This is a genomic window from uncultured Cetobacterium sp. (assembly GCF_947038635.1).
GTDB lineage: Bacteria > Fusobacteriota > Fusobacteriia > Fusobacteriales > Fusobacteriaceae > Cetobacterium_A.
The window spans coordinates 36,890-54,952 of the sequence record NZ_CAMQXC010000001.1; the positions used below are offsets into that span (position 1 = coordinate 36,890).

General features: G+C 29.6%; 20 protein-coding genes. All 20 read left to right on the forward strand.

What is annotated here, in order from left to right; all coding sequences use genetic code 11:
- Position 1 precedes the first annotated feature (1 nt).
- The 20 genes from Q0V08_RS00200 to Q0V08_RS00295 all read left to right on the forward strand — a co-directional run bounded on the left by Q0V08_RS00200 (position 2) and on the right by Q0V08_RS00295 (position 17,957).
- Positions 2-751, forward strand: coding sequence for an ABC transporter ATP-binding protein (locus Q0V08_RS00200; protein WP_297431012.1), 750 nt, complete (start codon positions 2-4; stop codon positions 749-751).
- A 134-nt stretch (positions 752-885) separates the two neighbouring features.
- Positions 886-2,016, forward strand: a complete 1,131-nt coding sequence (locus Q0V08_RS00205; RefSeq protein WP_297431014.1) for a peptidoglycan DD-metalloendopeptidase family protein — start codon at positions 886-888, stop codon at positions 2,014-2,016.
- A 72-nt stretch (positions 2,017-2,088) separates the two neighbouring features.
- A complete protein-coding gene (locus Q0V08_RS00210; RefSeq protein WP_297431016.1) occupies positions 2,089-3,081 on the forward strand; it encodes an iron ABC transporter permease in 993 nt (330 codons plus the stop codon).
- Positions 3,081-3,863, forward strand: coding sequence for an ABC transporter ATP-binding protein (locus Q0V08_RS00215; protein WP_297431017.1), 783 nt, complete (start codon positions 3,081-3,083; stop codon positions 3,861-3,863). Before Q0V08_RS00210 ends, Q0V08_RS00215 begins: the two co-directional genes overlap by 1 nt.
- The gene (locus Q0V08_RS00220) at positions 3,860-4,714 is read left to right on the forward strand and encodes an ABC transporter substrate-binding protein (RefSeq protein WP_297431019.1); all 855 of its coding nucleotides are present in this window, start codon (positions 3,860-3,862) and stop codon (positions 4,712-4,714) included. The genes Q0V08_RS00215 and Q0V08_RS00220 overlap by 4 nt, the downstream gene beginning before the upstream one ends.
- Positions 4,715-4,814: 100 nt before the next feature.
- A complete protein-coding gene (locus Q0V08_RS00225) occupies positions 4,815-5,195 on the forward strand; it encodes a hypothetical protein (RefSeq protein WP_297431021.1) in 381 nt (126 codons plus the stop codon).
- Positions 5,196-5,284: 89 nt separating this feature from the next.
- Positions 5,285-5,893, forward strand: coding sequence for a MotA/TolQ/ExbB proton channel family protein (locus Q0V08_RS00230; protein ID WP_297431023.1), 609 nt, complete (start codon positions 5,285-5,287; stop codon positions 5,891-5,893).
- Positions 5,894-5,897: 4 nt separating this feature from the next.
- Positions 5,898-6,287, forward strand: a complete 390-nt coding sequence (locus Q0V08_RS00235; protein ID WP_297431025.1) for a biopolymer transporter ExbD — start codon at positions 5,898-5,900, stop codon at positions 6,285-6,287.
- Positions 6,280-6,984: an energy transducer TonB gene (locus Q0V08_RS00240; protein ID WP_297431027.1), complete on the forward strand. Its 705-nt coding sequence runs from the start codon at positions 6,280-6,282 to the stop codon at positions 6,982-6,984. Before Q0V08_RS00235 ends, Q0V08_RS00240 begins: the two co-directional genes overlap by 8 nt.
- 70 nt (positions 6,985-7,054) lie before the next feature.
- On the forward strand, positions 7,055-8,260 hold the full coding sequence (rpoN, locus tag Q0V08_RS00245; protein ID WP_297431028.1) for an RNA polymerase factor sigma-54: 1,206 nt from the start codon (positions 7,055-7,057) through the stop codon (positions 8,258-8,260).
- A gap of 90 nt (positions 8,261-8,350) precedes the next feature.
- On the forward strand, positions 8,351-9,688 hold the full coding sequence (bioA, locus tag Q0V08_RS00250) for an adenosylmethionine--8-amino-7-oxononanoate transaminase (protein WP_297431030.1): 1,338 nt from the start codon (positions 8,351-8,353) through the stop codon (positions 9,686-9,688).
- A 12-nt stretch (positions 9,689-9,700) separates the two neighbouring features.
- Positions 9,701-10,354, forward strand: a complete 654-nt coding sequence (locus Q0V08_RS00255) for a GntR family transcriptional regulator (protein ID WP_297431032.1) — start codon at positions 9,701-9,703, stop codon at positions 10,352-10,354.
- A 178-nt stretch (positions 10,355-10,532) separates the two neighbouring features.
- On the forward strand, positions 10,533-11,918 hold the full coding sequence (locus Q0V08_RS00260) for an oxaloacetate decarboxylase subunit alpha (protein WP_297431033.1): 1,386 nt from the start codon (positions 10,533-10,535) through the stop codon (positions 11,916-11,918).
- A 24-nt stretch (positions 11,919-11,942) separates the two neighbouring features.
- The gene (locus tag Q0V08_RS00265) at positions 11,943-12,254 is read left to right on the forward strand and encodes an OadG family protein (RefSeq protein WP_023050002.1); all 312 of its coding nucleotides are present in this window, start codon (positions 11,943-11,945) and stop codon (positions 12,252-12,254) included.
- Between the two features lie 19 nt (positions 12,255-12,273).
- Entirely contained in the window at positions 12,274-12,630 is a 357-nt protein-coding gene (locus Q0V08_RS00270; RefSeq protein WP_297431037.1) for a biotin/lipoyl-containing protein, read from the forward strand.
- 72 nt (positions 12,631-12,702) lie between these two features.
- Positions 12,703-13,779 carry a sodium ion-translocating decarboxylase subunit beta gene (locus Q0V08_RS00275; protein ID WP_342663782.1) on the forward strand — a complete coding sequence of 359 codons (1,077 nt, stop codon included), beginning with the start codon at positions 12,703-12,705 and terminating at the stop codon, positions 13,777-13,779.
- A gap of 21 nt (positions 13,780-13,800) precedes the next feature.
- Positions 13,801-14,082, forward strand: a complete 282-nt coding sequence (gene citD, locus Q0V08_RS00280) for a citrate lyase acyl carrier protein (protein WP_023049999.1) — start codon at positions 13,801-13,803, stop codon at positions 14,080-14,082.
- Positions 14,083-14,092: 10 nt separating this feature from the next.
- Positions 14,093-14,992 carry an aldolase/citrate lyase family protein gene (locus Q0V08_RS00285; protein ID WP_297431040.1) on the forward strand — a complete coding sequence of 300 codons (900 nt, stop codon included), beginning with the start codon at positions 14,093-14,095 and terminating at the stop codon, positions 14,990-14,992.
- A 1-nt stretch (position 14,993) separates the two neighbouring features.
- Positions 14,994-16,544, forward strand: coding sequence for a citrate lyase subunit alpha (gene citF / locus Q0V08_RS00290; RefSeq protein WP_297431042.1), 1,551 nt, complete (start codon positions 14,994-14,996; stop codon positions 16,542-16,544).
- A 60-nt stretch (positions 16,545-16,604) separates the two neighbouring features.
- The gene (locus Q0V08_RS00295; protein ID WP_297431044.1) at positions 16,605-17,957 is read left to right on the forward strand and encodes a 2-hydroxycarboxylate transporter family protein; all 1,353 of its coding nucleotides are present in this window, start codon (positions 16,605-16,607) and stop codon (positions 17,955-17,957) included.
- The last annotated feature ends 106 nt before the right edge of the window (positions 17,958-18,063 follow it).

The window sequence follows — 18,063 nt, forward strand, 5'->3', positions numbered from 1 at the left end:
CGTGATAAAAATAGACGATTTAGATTTTAAAATAGAAAAAAGAGATATTTTAAAAAATATTAAATTAAATATAGAAGAAAAGAAATTCATTGGAATAATTGGCGAAAATGGTTGTGGGAAAAGTACACTTTTAAAAAATATATATAGAAATTATATTCCTAAAAAAAATAGTATCTATGTAGATGGAGTGGAACTAAATGATTATTCTGTGAAAGAGTTATCAAAAAAAATATCTGTTTTAAGTCAAAATCAAAAAATTATTTTTGATTTTACAGTTAAAGAGATAGTTGAAATGGGAAAATATAATAAAAGTTCTTTATTTTCAAAAAAAGATTATGAAAAAGATATTGATGAAGCTTTAGATAAGGTTGGAATGAAACATTTAAAAGATTCTAGTTTTTTAACACTTTCTGGTGGGGAGATGCAGAGAGTTTTAATAGCTAGATCTATAGCACAAGAGAGTCAAGTATTACTATTAGATGAACCAACAAATCATTTAGATGTAAGATATCAATATCAAATTATGGATTTAGTAAAAAGTCTTGATAAAACGGTTGTCGCAGTAATTCATGATATAAATATAGCAAGTCGTTACTGTGATTATATTTTTGCCATAAAAAATGGTGAAATAAAATACGAAGGAACACCAGAAGAGGTAGTTGTATCTGAAAAGATAAAGGAGATATTCCAAATAGAGGTAGAAGTGATTAAACACCCTTTAAATAACAAGCCAATAGTCATTTTTTTATAAATTTTTTGTGAAAAAAGCTAATTATATTCAGAAAAAATACAAAAAAAATAAAAGCTAGACTAAAAAGATAAAAATATGGTAAAATTTATAAAAATTTATAAAAATACTAAAAATAAAGAAAAGAATGGTGGGTTATGAAAAAAGGGAAAAAATTAGTCATAGGTATTTTAGTCTTTTTAGTAACATCAATTTTTTATAGAGAGTTTACATTAAAAAATAACGAGGCTAAAAATAAAGAAATAATTGAAAATAAAGAAGTAGTAAAGAGTGAACAAGTTGTTGAAACTGAAATCTTAGCAATAGAAAAAGTTGAGGTCAAAGAGAACAATAAAGAGGAAAAAGTTGTATCTAATAAGGAAAGTTCAACTAAATTAGTAGAGGAAAAAATAATACAAACTTCAGAAGAAGAATCGACTTTAGAGGATTTAGAATTAGAGAATAAAATTGCTAAAGAGTGGGATGATCAAGAGGGACAAGAGTTAGCAGATCTTGATAGTAGTATTGACCTAGAAGAAAAAATTGTATTAGAAAATATGGAGTATGTAATTAAAAAAGGAGATACTATTTCAGATTTATCTAAAGAATATAAAATAAAAACTGACTATATCTATGCAAATAATATTGATAAAAACTTAAGAGTTCTTCAAATAGGGAAGAAAATAAATATTCCAACAGAGCCTGGAATATTCTACTCAATAAAAAAAGGAGATACTTTTGAAGGGTTGTCAAAGAGATTTGAAGTGGATGTTAAAACAATAAAAGAGGATAATGAGATTGATAGACTTTTAGTTGGAGCTAAAATCTTTTTAAGAGAACCTAAAGTTTCCAGATACTTAAGTAGTTTTAAACAAGAATATGTTAAGAAAACTAATTTAGGTACTTTTTCTAATCCTTTAGTAGCAATGAGTTTAACAAGTAGTTTTGGTTCAAGAAAACACCCTGTATTAAAGAAAGTTTTAAATCATGCAGGTGTAGATTTAAGAGCTAAAACTGGTACAAGAGTTGTTTCTGCAAGAGAGGGTACTGTAACTTTTGCTGGAAGAGCTAGTGGATATGGGAAACTTATTATAATAAAACATTCAGATGGTTATGAAACAAGATATGCTCATCTTAGTCAAATAGATGTTAAGAAAGGTCAAAAGATATCTCAAAATCAACATATAGCTTTAAGTGGAGCAACAGGAAGAGTAAGTGGTCCTCACTTACATTTTGAAATAAGAAAAAATGGAAAAATAGAGAATCCATTGACGTATTTAAAATTTTAATAAAATAAAAAATCCCCCGAATAGTTTTGGGGGATTTTATTTTTTGATAAAAGGTTAAGAGGGAGAAGTGTAATGATTTCAAAAAATAAAAGTATAGCTATAATTTCGGTTGGAATTTTAATTTTTCTTTTTTGTTTTTCACTTTTCATAGGAAACTATGAGATAAGCTTTATTAAAGGTTTAAATTTACTTTTTAGAAATGGAAATATAGATTCATTAGAATATAAAATAATTTGGAATTTGAGAATACCAAGAGCAGTTATGGCAATAATAATTGGAATGTTATTGGGAAGCAGTGGAGCAATAACTCAAACACTTTTTAGAAACCCCATGGCGGATCCGTATATAATAGGGATATCAGCTAGTGGAACTTTTGGAGCTGTTATAGCATTTTTATTAGGACTTTCAGAGATGTATTTTGGTATTTTTGGATCAATATTCTCGTTTATTACATCATTATTAATTTTTAAACTTTCTAATAGTAAAAGAGGAAGTTTAGATTTGTCTACTCTTTTAATAATAGGAATAGCCATCTCAGCTCTTTTAAGAGCGGTAATTTCTTTAGTTATGTATCTTGTTGGAGAGGATAGCTTTAGAGTTGTTCTATGGACTATGGGATATTTAGGAGGCGCAGATTGGAAAAAAATAATAATTCTTTTAGTTCCCCTTCTATTTTCGTTGATATATTTTTATATTAATAGATATAATTTAGATATAATTTTACTTTCAGATGAAGAAGCTCATAGTTTAGGTATAGACATAAAAAAATTTAAATATAAGGTGTTGATGATTTCTACATTTATGGTAGGATTTTCAGTAGCTTTTACAGGAATGATAGGCTTTGTAGGTCTAATAATACCACATTTAGTTAGGATTATATTTGGAAGTAGTAATATAAGATTGATTCCATTATCAATGTTATATGGAGGATTATTTCTTTTACTATGTGATACTATTTCAAGAGGCGTATTAACAACTATGGAAATACCTATAGGTATTGTAACAGCTATATTTGGAGCTCCATTTTTTATATACTTAGCTTTTAAAAATCGAAGAGGTGTGTAATGAAAAGTTTAAAATTAAAAAATTTAAGATACTCATATGGAGATTACCAAATTTTAAACAATATAAGTTATAATTTTTTTCCAGGTGAACTTGTAGGTATCTTAGGTGCTAATGGTTGTGGAAAAAGTACGTTATTAAAAGTTATAATGGGATTTTTAGAAAAAGAAGGGGGAGAAATTTATTTAGATAATTTAGAAGTTGAAAAATTCTCAAGAAAAGAGTTTGCAAAAAAAATATCTTTTATAGCACAAAAATCCAATCAAAATTTAAATTTTACAGTACTAGAGATATTAAAACTTGGAAGAGTACCTCATATAAAAAATAGTTTTAAAGGTTTAGATTTAGAAGATGAGGAAATAATAGATAAAGTTATAAAAAAATTAAATTTACAAGAATATTTGAATAGAGATATAAAAAGTTTAAGCGGAGGAGAGTTTCAAAGAATTTTACTGGGAAGAGCATTTATACAAAATAGTGAGGTTATTTTATTAGATGAACCAACATCAGCTTTAGATGTAAATTACTCCTTAGAATTTTTAGAACTTTTAAAAGAAGAGATTAAAACTAAAAGTTTAATTGGAGTAATTGTAATACATGATATAAACTTGGCTTCGTTGTTTTGTGATAAAATTCTTTTTATAAAGGATGGTAAAATACCAATATCAGGGGAACCAAAAGATGTAATAAAAAAAGAGTGGTTAGAAAAAGTATATAATTTTACACCAGAAATTTTAAATTTAGAAAATGATATATATGTATTACCAAAGCGAGGTAAAAAATGAAGAACTTAATTTTATTATTTTTGATATTGTCTTTAAAAACATTTTCATTAGATATAGTTGATAATTATGTGGTTGGAGAAAAGGGTGAAAAAATTTTATTAAAAGAATATAAAAGAATAGTTATTTATAATTTTGGAGCAGTAGAGATTTTATATAAACTAGGAGCAGATAATAATATTGTGGCTATTGCAAACCATAGTAAAAAAATATGGCCACAGGAAAAAACTGAAAAATTACCTTTAGCTGGAAGTATATCGAAACCTTCATTGGAAAAGATTTTATCATTTAATCCAGATTTAGTCATTTTTAATGTTATGGGAAATGAAAAAACGGGACTAGAAAAATTTAATATACCCTCAATAACTTTTTCAAATAAAAATTTAAATGATGTTTTAAAAAATACGTTAATTTTAGGAAAATTAGTAAACAAGGAGAAAGAAAGTCAAGAGCTTGTAGATATCTTAAATAATAAATTAAAATATATAAAAGAAAATTTTAAGCTACAAGGAAAAGCTATAATTTTGTATTCAGATTCTCCACCTACATCTTTTGAAAAAAACTCTCTTCCTGTAGAAATTTTAGAAACTTTGGGGTTAAATGTCATAGTCCCAAAAGTAGGAAAAAAACCAATTATCTCTTCAGAATATATTTTAAGAGAAAATCCAAAATATATTATAGGAACTAGGGGAGTAAAGAATATTGATGGAATAAAAAATAGCGTGCAATTAATTGAAGAAACAGATGCCTATAAAAATAAAAATATATATGTTATCGATTCTAGCGAGATACTTAGAGCATCTCATAGAGTTTTTGATGAAATTGAAAAAATCTATGAAGAATTAAAAAAATAAAAAAAAAAGTCAAAAAAACTTTTTTTGCCATATTTTAGCCATAAAACTTTGTTAATATATTTGTGTAAAAGACAAATAGAAAACTTAGGAGGTATAAAAAATGAAAAAATTTTTATTAGTATCTATGATGGCTTTAGGATTAGGAACAGTAGCAATGGCAAAAGGAAACAATGGGCACAGAATGTCAGCTGATGGAATGGGACATAATAATGGTGGAAAAATGATGATGGGTCAATGTCAAACAAATGAAGAGAAAGCTTTAATGAGAGAAAAGATGAGAACAAACCCAAAACTTCAAGAGGGAAGAATCAAACTTCAAGAAAATAAAGTAGCTATGATGAAAGAGATGGCTAAAGAGAATCCAAATTTTACAAATATTGAAAAAATAAATAAAGATAGAGCTAACATCCAAGCTGAGATGAAAACAGAGCAAATGAAAATGAAATATGAGATGTTAAAGACAAATAAAACTACAAATTAATTATTAGAGAGCAAGGTTAATACCTTGCTCTTTTTTATTGAATAATATATACTTTAATTATAAATACTATGAAAAATTTGGAGGGTGAGATGTTATATTATATAAAAGCTGGAGGACCAATACTATATGTATTACTTATTTTATCAGTGGTTTCTTTAGGAGTAATTTTAGAAAGGTCTTTGTGTTTTATAAAAAATAAAACATCGGTAGACTCTATGTTTAAAAAAGAGATAAAAGAACTTTTAATAGATGGAAAATATAATGAAGCTATAGAGTTTTCAAAGAAAGAAAAAGGGGTAATTGGAAAGACTTTAACAAAGTTTTTAATTCGTTATTGCTTAATTGGAGATTATAAAAATAGTGATGAGCTTTTAAGAGAGATTGAATTAGAGGAGATGGATATTTTAGAAAGAAATACATATATTTTAGGAATTATTGCATATACAGCCCCTATGATTGGACTTCTTGGGACAGTTACAGGTATGATTCAGGCTTTTGGAAAAATTGCAGTTTCTGGAACAGGAGACCCTAATGCAATAGCCGGAGGAATATCTCAAGCTTTATTGACAACTGCAGGAGGCTTAATAATAGCTATACCATCAATAATAGCTTATAATATATTCAATAAAAAAATAGAAAAAATGAGCTTAGAAGTGGAAAAGATAGCTACATTTATAGTAAATATAGTGAAGAGGTAAAGATATGAAAAGAAGAACAAAAAGAAGAAGTTTAGCAACTCCAGATTTAACACCTTTAATTGATGTTGTTTTCCTACTTTTAATCTTTTTCATGTTAGTTACAACTTTTGATAAGTATAGTGGATTTAAATTAGAGCTTCCTAAGGGTGGCGTAGTTTCTGAAACATCTAAAGGTGTGTATGAATTAGTTATAGATAAAGATGAAAACTATTTTTTACTAGTAGATAAAATCTCTAATCCTATTACCTTAGAAACTTTAAAAGAAAAGGTAACGAATATCAATGAAATAACAATAAGCGCAGATAAAAATTTGAAATATGAAGTTATAGTAAAAGCTATTAGTGCTTTAAAAAGTAGTGGTGTTGATAAAGTGGAGCTGAATTTTTATGAATAAATTTTATATTCTATCAGCTATTTTACATGGTCTGGTCATATTTTTTTTATTGGGATTTGCAAAAGATGAGGAATTAAAGTTTAAAGAGAAAAATACAATGGTTGTATCAGTAAAAAATAGAAGAGCAATTAGTAATAATACTAATGTTAATTCAGTAAAAGAAAATGAAAAAAAAGAAGATGCTAAAGAGGAAAAAATTAAACCTCAAGAGAAATCATTAGAAAAAGAGGTAGTAAGAGAAAAAATCAAAAAAATAGTGAAAAAAGAAAACATTAAGAAGAAAAACTTAGAAAATAAAAAGCAAGATGATAAAGAACAAAAAAATAAGTCTGATAAGATAAAAGATAGTTATAATGAGTTCAAAGATCAAAATAGATTTTTACAGGGAGAGGATGGAGTATTTACAGCAGTATCATTAGATGGTATAGAGTACGAGATATTAAAAGAAGTAGATCCTCAATATCCTGTAAAAGCACGAAAAATAGGTTATAATGGAATTGGTAGTGTTAAAGTTAAATTTCTTGTAGATACTGATGGAACAATTAAGGAGATAAAATTTGTATCTGGAGAAAGTAAGTTTGGTTTTAGAGAAGAAGTAGAAAAAGCTTTGAAAAAATGGAAATTTAAACCGATTATATATAAGGGGAAGGTAATTAAAGTTCATTTTGAAAAAGAGTTTAAATTTAAAAAAAATTAATAATTAGGTAGAGTATAGATATAAAATTAGGGCTCTACCTATTTTATATTTATAGAAAGGGGGAATAAGAGTGGATTTTAAATTGGGATTGGATCAAAGTTTAAAATTAAATCTTTCTATGGAGATGAAAATATCTATAGAGATTTTAAAAATGAGTTTAAAAGAACTAAAAGAGTATTTAGAGAAAGAAAGCGTAAAGAACTCAAATATAGAGATTATCTTTCCAAAATCTAATTTTTCAAAAAATGAAGATTATGAAAATTATATTGAAAATATAGGAGAGGAAGATGAAAGTTTAATAAGTTATTTAGAAGAACAAATAACTTACTTAGAAATAAAAAAAGAGATTAGAGATATTTTAGAGTATCTAATTAATAATTTAGATGAAAAAGGTTATTTGGTTTCTACTCCAGAAGAGTTAAGAAAAAATGGTGGCTTTAAATTAAATGCATTTAAAGAAGCTATAAATATATTGCATACTCTAGAACCGATAGGAGTAGGGGCAATTGATCTTATAGAGTGTTTAAAAATTCAACTTGAAAATAAGGGCATTTTAACAGACACCTTATTAGATATTTTAGAAAAAAACTTAAGGGATATTGGAAATGGAGATTTAAAAAAGATTTCTTTAGAGAGAAATATTTCACTAGTTAAAGTAAATGAGTATATAAATACGATAAAAAAGTTAAATCCAAAACCAGCAAGAGGCTTTTATGTAAATAGCAAAACAAATTATATTGTTCCTGATTTAATTGTAGAAGTAGATAATGGAGAAATAGTTGTAAATTTAAATGATATGGGAATTCCAAAAATAAGATTAAAAAGTGAAAATAAAAAAGATCAAACGTTAGTTTTAGCTTTAGAAAGAGGTTTAGTAAAAAGACAGGAAACACTTTTAGAAGTTGGAAAATATATTTTAAATTATCAAAAAAATTATGTTCTTTTTTCTGAAAATTTAAAAACACTAAAAATCAAAGATATTGCTTACAGTTTAAATCTTCATGAATCAACAATTTCAAGAGCAGTAAAAGATAAATTTATAAAAATAAATGGAAAAATAGAGAGTTTAAAAAAATATATTATTTTAGATGACAAAACAGAATTAATAAAAAGAAATATTTTAAAAATCATTAATAATGAAGATAAAAAAAATCCTCTTTCAGATGAAAAAATTTTGTTAAAATTAGCTGAAGAAAATCTTTTTGTTCAGAGAAGGACTATAGGAAAATATAGAGAAGAACTTGGAATTTTATCTAGTAGAAAAAGAAAAAAATAGGTAATAAAAAAGTATTTATGCTATAATAGGCACTAAAGATTATTTTTGTATTAAATATATGAATTTTATAATTGAAGAGGTGTACCTTAAATGAAAAACCTAAGTGATTTACAGAAAAAAGATTTAGAACATATCTTTCACCCATGCTCACAGATGAAAGATTATGAACAACTTCCTCCTATGGTAATAGTAAAAGGAGATGGCTTATACGTAGAAGATGAGTTTGGAAATAGATATATGGATTGTGTTTCAAGTTGGTGGGTAAATCTATTTGGACATTGTAATCCGAGAATAAACGCAGCTATAAAAGAGCAAATAGATAAATTAGAGCATATAATTTTTGCAAATTTTTCTCATGAAGCAGCAATTGAATTGGGAGAAAGATTGACAGCTGTTGCACCAAAAGGACTTAATAAACTTATATTTACAGATAATGGCTCTTCAAGTACAGAAGTAGCTATAAAGTTGAGTTTTCAATATCATGTTCAAACAGGAAATCCACAGAAAAAAACATTTGTTTCAATAGATGGTGCTTATCATGGAGAAACAATTGGTGCTTTAGGTGTTGGGAATATGGATAGATTTACAGATGTTTATAAGCCTCTTTTAAAAGAAGGGGTAAAGGTAAAGGGGCCAGATTGTTTTAATTGTTCTTTCAATAAAAAAAGAGAAAGCTGCGATGCAGAATGTTTTACTTATATGGAAGAGTATTTAAAAGAAAATGGAGATACAATTTCTGGAGTAATAATTGAATCAATGGTTCAAGGTGTTGCAGGAATGAGAATATATTCGCCAATATATTTAAAAAAACTAAGAGGATTAACAGAAAAGTTAAATATTCACTTAATTGTAGATGAAATAGCGATGGGATTTGGAAGAACAGGAAAGATGTTTGCTATAGAACATGCAGGAGTTAGTCCTGATATTATGTGTGTTGGAAAAGGTTTAACAGCAGGATATTTTCCGATGTCTATAGTTTTAATAACAGATAAATTATATGATGCATTTTATGCAGATTACTCAGAAGGAAAATCATTTTTACACTCTCATAGCTACTCAGGAAATCCTATAGGATGTAGAATAGCTGTGGAAACCTTAAAAATTTTCGAAGAGGAAAATATTTTAGATGTTATAAAAGAGAAAGGTGATTATTTAAGAAAAGCTGCTACAGAAAAATTAAAGAACACCCCTTATTTAGGAGAATATAGACAAATAGGATTAATTGGAGCTATTGAATTAGTTGGAATTCCTGGCGAACGAGCAGGATATGAAATATATAAAATAGCTTTAAAAAAAGGAGCTATTTTAAGACCATTAGGAAACATTGTTTATTTTATGCCACCCTATATAATTAAAAGGGAAGAGATAGATAAAATGTTAGATATCTTCAATGAATCACTTAGGGAGTATCTAGAGACAATTGAATAAAAGGGGAATATGATGGTTATAAAAAAGAAAAAATCGATACGTGAACAAGTATATGATTATCTAAAAGATGAAATTGTAAACGGAAAGATAAAAGAAGGAAGTAGAATAGTAGAAGAGGAATTTGCAGAAAAGCTTAATATAAGTAGAACACCTTTGAGGGAAGCAATAAGAATGCTTGAATTAGAAGGACTTATAGAAGCAAGAGAAAAAGGTGGGGTAACAGTACCAAAAACCACTAAAAAAGATGTAGAAGAGGTTGTGAAAATTAGAATAGCTTTAGAAACAGTCATATTTGAAGAGTTATTTGAAAGAGTTACAAAAAAAGATATTGAAAGATTAGAAGAAAATGTGGCTAAAGCAGCAGCGATAGTTGATGATGAAGAGAAATCTTTAGAAGTTTTTAAATATTTTTCTGAGTTTAATAAGATACTTTATAGTATATCAGATTTACCTAGAGTAGTAACTTTAATTAATAATTTAAATCTATATCTAAAAAAGTTTAGAAAGATATCAGCTGAAAATAATAATAGAAGACTGAGTGCTCATAGAGATCATACTAAGATAGTTGAACTAATAAAAGCTGGTAAAAAAGAGGAAGCGATAGCTGTAAATAGAAAGCATCTATTAGAAGCTAAAGAGTTCTTAATAAAACAGGTTGAAAGTTAAAATCAGAAGAAATTCTGATTTTTTTTTGGAAAAGTAGTTCACACTGTACTAAAATTATATTTTTTACTATATTAAACATACAAAAAATAATTTGACAAATATAAAAAATGTTGTATACTTTAGTGTAGATAATAAATTGTATACAGAATACGGGACACCGGATACCAAGGAGGATATTTTGAAAAATAAAGTTAAAATAACAGAAACTTGTCTAAGAGATGGACATCAATCTCTAATAGCCACAAGATTGACGACTGCAGAGATCCTTCCAATTGTAGAAAAAATGGATGAAGTTGGGTATCATGCATTAGAAGTTTGGGGTGGAGCCACTTTTGATGCTTGTATTAGATTTCTAAATGAGGATCCTTGGGAGAGATTAAGAGAAATAAAGAAAAGAGCAAAAAATACAAAATTGCAGATGCTATTAAGAGGGCAAAACCTTTTAGGATATAGACACTATGCTGATGATATAGTAGAGGAGTTTGTAAAAAAATCAATAGAGAATGGTATTGATATAATTAGAATATTTGATGCACTAAATGATACAAGAAACTTAAAAGTTGCAGCAGAAGCAACTAAAAAATATGGTGGACATTGTCAACTTTCAATTGCTTACACAATAAGTCCTGTTCACACAACAGAGTACTATAAAGAGTTAGCAAAAGAGATGGAAGGTATGGGTGCAGACTCAATTGTTATAAAAGATATGGCTGGAATATTATTGCCAGAAACAGGGTATAACTTAATAAAAGAGATTAAGTCAGTAATTAATGTACCATTAGAGTTACATACTCATGCTACAAGTGGAATAGCAAGCATGTTATATCTAAGAGCTGTAGATGCAGGAATTGATATTATAGATACATCTATTTCAACTTTTGCAGGAGGAACAGCACAACCAGCAACGGAATCTATGGTTAGAACTTTTGAAGGTGGAGAAAGAGATCCAGAACTTAATTTAACACTTTTAAAAGAGATTGCAGAATACTTTAAACCAATAAGAAAAAAATATATGGATGAGAAAGTTTTAAATATGCAAGCTTACTTCGTTGAGCCAAGTATTTTAGAGTATCAACTACCAGGAGGAATGTTATCAAATCTAGTTTCTCAATTAACAGCTCAAAAAGCAGCAGATAAGTATGAGGATGTATTAAAAGAGATTCCAAGAGTTAGAGAGGACTTAGGATATCCTCCACTAGTAACACCATTAAGTCAAATGGTAGGAACTCAGGCAGTATTTAATGTACTAACTGGAGAAAGATATAAGATGGTTCCAAAAGAGATAAAAGACTATGTAAAAGGTTTATATGGAAAATCTCCCGCACCAATGTCTGAAGAGATAAAGAAGAAAATTATTGGAGATGAGCCAGTATTCACAGGAAGACCAGCAGATCTTTTAAAACCTGAATATGCTGAAATAGCAAAAGAGATAGGAGACTTAGCAAAATGTCCAGAGGATGTTTTAATGTATGCTATGTTCCCACAAATTGCTAAGCCATATTTAGAAAATAGAAATAAACCTAAAGTAGAAAAAGAGTACAGAAATATAAATATAATTTTTTAGTTGAAAGGAGAATGATTTATAAGAATGTTTAAAGGAGCAATATCACTTATAACGTCTCTTGAAATAACTTTAATAAGTATGCTAGTTGTATTTACAATATTAGCTATATTAGCTTTTGTTCTTTCTCTGTTTAAATATATTCCAGCAGAAAAAGTTCAAGAGATAAAAAAAGCTACACCAGCAGCAGCACCAAAGAAAGTTGAAAGAGAAAAGTTTGATCCATCTAAAATAACAAGTGAAGAGATGAGAGTAGCAATGATGGTAGCATGTATAGAGGCAGCTGGAGAAGATAAGGATGCCAACGTAAGAGTTATAGGAATAAAAGAATTAAACTAATATAGGAGTGTAACTAAAGATGATAAAAGTATATAAAGTTAAAATTGGAGAAAAAGTATACGAGGTAGAAGTAGAATCAGTTAAAGAAATAAACGGAACAATATCAACACCAGCATCAACAACTGCAGCACCAGCTGCTCCAGTAGCTGCATCAGCAGGAAATGGAACAAAAGTTGAAGCACCTATGCAAGGGTTAGTAGTATCTATAGAGGTAACTCCAGGAGCTAGAGTAAAAGCAGGAGATACTTTATTAATATTAGAAGCTATGAAAATGGAAAATCCAATCGTTTCACCAGTTGATGGAGTAGTAGAGTCAATTACTGTAAATAAAGGTGATACAATTGATGGTGGAGTAGTAGTAGCAACAATAGCTTAATAATAATGAATGAAGTAGAGAGGAGTTAAAATGGAGTTTTTAAATAATCTATTTGCAACAACAGGAATTGCAATGATGACAGTAAATCAAGGGATTATGATATTAGTTGCCCTATTCCTATTGTTTTTAGCAATAAAGAAGCAGTATGAACCATATCTATTACTTCCAATAGCTTTTGGAATGCTATTAGTTAATCTACCAGCACCAGTAAGTGAAGGAATAATGGATAAAGATGGACTTTTAAATATTTTATATCAAGGAGTTAAATATGGAGTTTATCCTCCGTTAATATTTTTAGCAATTGGAGCGAGTACAGACTTTGGTCCTTTAATTGCAAACCCTAAGAGTTTACTTCTTGGAGCAGCAGCACAACTTGGAATTTTTGGAGCTTTCGTAGGAGCAGTTCTATTAGGATTAAATGGTAACGAAGCAGCATCTATTGGAATTATAGGTGGAGCAGATGGACCAACAGCAATCTACTTAACTTCAAAATTAGCGCCACATATGTTAGGACCAATAGCAGTTGCAGCTTATTCATATATGGCACTAGTACCAGTAATTCAACCACCAATTATAAGACTATTTACAACTAAAGAGGAAAGACAAATAAAGATGACTCAACTTAGAACTGTAAGTAAGAGAGAAAAAATTCTTTTCCCAATAGTAGTAACAATAGTAGTAACTTTAATAATTCCATCAGCAATTCCATTAGTAGGAATGTTAATGTTTGGAAACTTAGCTAAGGAAAGTGGACTTGTTCCAAACTTAGTTGAACATATAAAAGGAGCTTTAATGTATATAATCACAATATTCATTGGATTAACAGTTGGAGCTACTACAAATGCAGAAGCATTTTTAAATCTTGCAACAATAAAGATAATAATTTTAGGACTTTTCGCTTTCTCTTTTGGAACGGCTGGAGGAGTAATCTTTGGAAAGGTTATGTGTAAACTTAGCAAAGGTACAATAAATCCAATGATAGGAGCAGCAGGAGTAAGTGCTGTACCAATGGCAGCTAGAGTTGTTCAAAAAGTAGGACAAGAGGAAAATCCAAGTAACTTCTTACTAATGCATGCAATGGGACCAAACGTAGCGGGAGTTATAGGTTCAGCAGTAGCAGCAGGAGTGTTACTAGCAATGTTTAAATAAAAATAAAGTGGAGGCCAGGAGATGGAGATCAAAGTAAAAGCAGTGGCAGGTACTCTTGAATCGAGTGATATGTACGTAATAATTGAGCCAAATGCTACAGGAATTGAATTAGAAATTGAAAGCGTTGTAATGGGACAATACGGAGATGACGTTAGAAGAGTAATTTTAGAAAGCTTAGAAGAGCTTGGAGTTACTTCAGCTAAAGTTTTAGTTAATGATAAAGGGGCTATTGAGCCAGTAATCAAAAGCAGAATCCAGACAGTTGTTACAAGAGCAGCTCAACAAAAATTCACTTGGAAGTAGGAGGAAAAAAATGAAATTAAGACGTTCGATGCTTTTTATTCCAGGAAATAATCCAGGAGTAATAAAAGATGTACATATATATAGACCAGATTCAATAATGTTTGACTTAGAGGATGCAATTGCTGTAACAGAAAAGGATTCAGCTAGATTCTTAGTTTACAACATGTTACAAAAAATGAGACCAGTATATAAGAGTTTAAATATAGAAACAGTTGTAAGAATCAATGCTTTAGATACAGAGTATGGAGTAGAGGACTTAGAGTTTATTGTAAGAGCTCAGCCAGATATCATAAGAATACCTAAGACAGATACACCAAAAGATGTTTTAGATGTTGAAGCTCATGTAGAAAGAATTGAAAAAGAAGCTGGAATTCCAGTTGGAACAACAAAGTTAATGGTAGCAATAGAGAGTCCCTTAGGAGCTTTAAATGCTTACCAAATTGCAACTTCTTCAACTAGACTAGTAGGAATGGCTATTGGTGGAGAGGACTATGTAACTAACTTAAAAACAAATAGATCTCCAGAAGGTGTAGAGTTATTCACAGGAAGAGGATTAATAGTAATGGCAGCTAGAGCAGCTGGAATAGATGCTTTAGATTCTGTTTACTCAGATGTAAATAATGATGAAGGATTTATAAAAGAAGCAACAATGATTAAACAAATGGGATTCTCAGGAAAATCATTAATCCACCCAAGACAGATTGAGTTACTTCATAAAGTATATACTCCTTCAGATATTGATATAAAGAAAGCTAAGAAAATTGTAGATGCAACAAGAGAAGCTTTAGAGCAAAACAAAGGTGTATTTACAGTAGATGGTAAAATGGTAGATAAGCCAATTATTGAAAGAGCTGAGCATGTTTTAAGACTAGCAAAGGCAGCTGGGGTAAGATTAGGAGGAGACGAGTAATATGATAAATAAAAGAATTGACGAAAATCTTTTAAAAACAATAAAAGGTTACGGAGAAAGAAAAGCATATAAAGCTCCATTTACTAATCAACCTGAAGGATCTGTTAATGAAAATGCAGAATCTTTAAAAGGTGCTATAAAAAGAACTAAAGTTGTAGATTCTTTAGAAGAAGCTATAAGAAATTCAGGATTAAAAGATGGAATGACTATATCTTTCCACCACCACTTTAGAAATGGTGATAAAGTTTTACCAATGGTTTTAGATAAATTAGCAGAGATGGGATTTAAAAATCTTAGAGTAGAAGCTAGTTCATTTACTAAAGCTCATGAGGGAATCGTAAAGCATATTAAAGCTGGTGTAGTAAATAGATTAGGTTCAAGTGGATTAAGAGGAGACTTAGCAAAAGAGATATCTAATGGAATGTTAGGAGATTATCCAGCAGTTATAAGATCTCATGGAGGAAGAGCGAGAGCTATTGTTGAAGGAGATATTAAAATAGATGTAGCGTTCTTAGGAGCATCGTCATCAGATTGTATGGGAAATGCTAACGGAGTAAAAGGAAAATCACTTTGTGGATCATTAGGATACGCAAAAGTAGATGCAGCTCATGCTGATAAAGTAATCATAATAACAGATACTTTAGTTGACTATCCAAATAGCCCAATGAGTATTCCACAAACACAAGTTGATTATGTTGTTGTAGTTGACGAGATTGGAGATCCAAACGGAATAATGTCTGGAGCTACAAGATTTACATCAAATCCAAAAGAGTTATTAATGGCTAAAAAAGTTTTAGATGTAATGTTAGCATCAGGATACTTTAATGATGGTTTCTCTATGCAAACAGGTTCAGGAGGAGCTTCATTAGCAGTAACAAGATTCATAAGAGAAGAGTTATTAAAAAGAAATATAAAGTGTAGCTTTGGTTTAGGGGGAATAACAAAAGCTTTCGTTGACTTATTAGAAGAGGGACTAATGGGACAACTTTATGATACACAATGTTTTGACTTAGCAGCAGTTGAATCAATTGGAAGAAATGAAAAGCACGTAGAAGTAAGTGCTGATTTCTATGCAAATCCATTTAACTGTTCACCAGCTGTAAATAAGTTAGACTTTGTTATCTTAAGTGCTTTAGAAGTAGATAAAGACTTTAATGTTAACGTTATATCAGGTTCAGATGGAGTTATTAGAGAAGCTTCAGGAGGACACTCTGATACAGCAGCAGCAGCAAATGTATCAATTATAGTTGCTCCATTAACAAGAGGAAGAATACCGACAATAATTGATAAAGTAACAACTGTTGTTACTCCAGGAAGTACAGTAGATGTAGTTGTAACAGACTATGGAGTAGTTGTAAATCCAACTAGAACTGACTTATTAGAAAGATTCCAAAAAGCTGGAATAGAACTGGTAACTATGGAGAAATTAAGAGAGTTAGCAAACTTTATTGTTGGAGAGCCAAAAGAGATAGAGTTTGAAGATCAAGTTGTAGCTGTTGTTGAATATAGAGACGGTAGCATAATCGATGTTGTTAGAAAAATAAAAAGATAATAGGGTATAGAAATCAAAATTCAAAAAACATATATAAATTAAAGAAATAAGGGGAGAAAAATGGCACAAAAAAATTTCAAAGAACTGTTTGATCCAAGACAGTCAAAGTGGAGCGGATTATCAATTCAGATGTTCCTAGGTTTATTAGCAATAGTTGCATTAACTGTGTATGTACCTTTTGGTGGAAAAGAGGCAGCTTTTTTAAGAGGTAACTTTTTAGTAATATTTGGTATATTAGCAGTATTTGGTATCTTATTTGGAGAAATTGGTGATAGAATTCCAATATGGAATGACTACATTGGTGGAGGAACAGTTTTAGTATTCTTTGCATCGGCAGTAATGGGTACTTATAACTTAGTTCCAGCAAAAGTTTTAAAAGCAATTGATGTTTTCTATGGTGAGCAACCAGTAAACTTCTTAGAGTTATTTATTCCAGCTTTAATAGTTGGTTCAGTTTTAACAGTAAATAGAAAAACTCTTCTTCAATCAATAGCTGGTTATATTCCATTAATTTTAATTGGAGTAGCAGGAGCTACATTAGGTGGAGTAGGAGCAGGACTTATATTTGGAAAAGAGCCTTTAGATATTATCATGAACTATGTTTTACCTATAATGGGTGGAGGAACTGGAGCAGGAGCTATCCCTATGTCAGAGATGTGGGCTCAAAAAACTGGTGGAAATCCAAAAGATTGGTTTGCATTTGCAATTTCTATATTAACAATAGCTAACGTTATAGCTATATTCACAGGAGCATTCTTAAAAGAACTTGGAAAGAAGCACCCAGGATTAACAGGAAATGGAAACTTAATACTAGATGATACTAAGGAAGCTGTAAAAGAGGAAGCAGGACCTAAAGTTGTAGTTACTGCAAAAGATATCGCATCAGCATTCATTTTCATCGGAGTATTATTTATGTTCTCACATATATCAGGAGTAATTTGGACTTCATTAAAGTTCCCATTTGAAATGCATAGATTAGCATTCTTAGTAATCTACTCAATCATTTTAAATATATTAAACGTTGTTCCTGCAGCATTAAAAGCTGGAGCAAAAGAGATTCAAGCATACTTCTCTAAATACACTATTTGGGTATTAATGGGAGCAGTAGGATTTGGAACAGATGTACAAGAGATTATAAACTCTTTATCTATAGCTAACTTAGTAATCGCTTTAGCAATCGTTTTAGGAGCAGTGACATTAATTATGTTAGCATCTAAAAAGATGAAGTTCTATCCAGTAGAAGCTGCTATTACGGCAGGATTATGTATGGCTAATAGAGGTGGATCTGGAGATATCGCAGTTCTTGGAGCGGCAGATAGAATGGAACTTATCTCATTCGCACAAATCTCTTCAAGAGTAGGAGGAGCAATGATGCTTATCCTAGGATCTATGGTATTTGGATTCTTTGCATAATTTAGCTCTTAGTTAATTTAATTTACATACATTAAAAGAGGTTGGAGGAATCCAATCTCTTTTTCTTTTAATTTGGAATAAATAATGTATAATAAAGATAAAATGT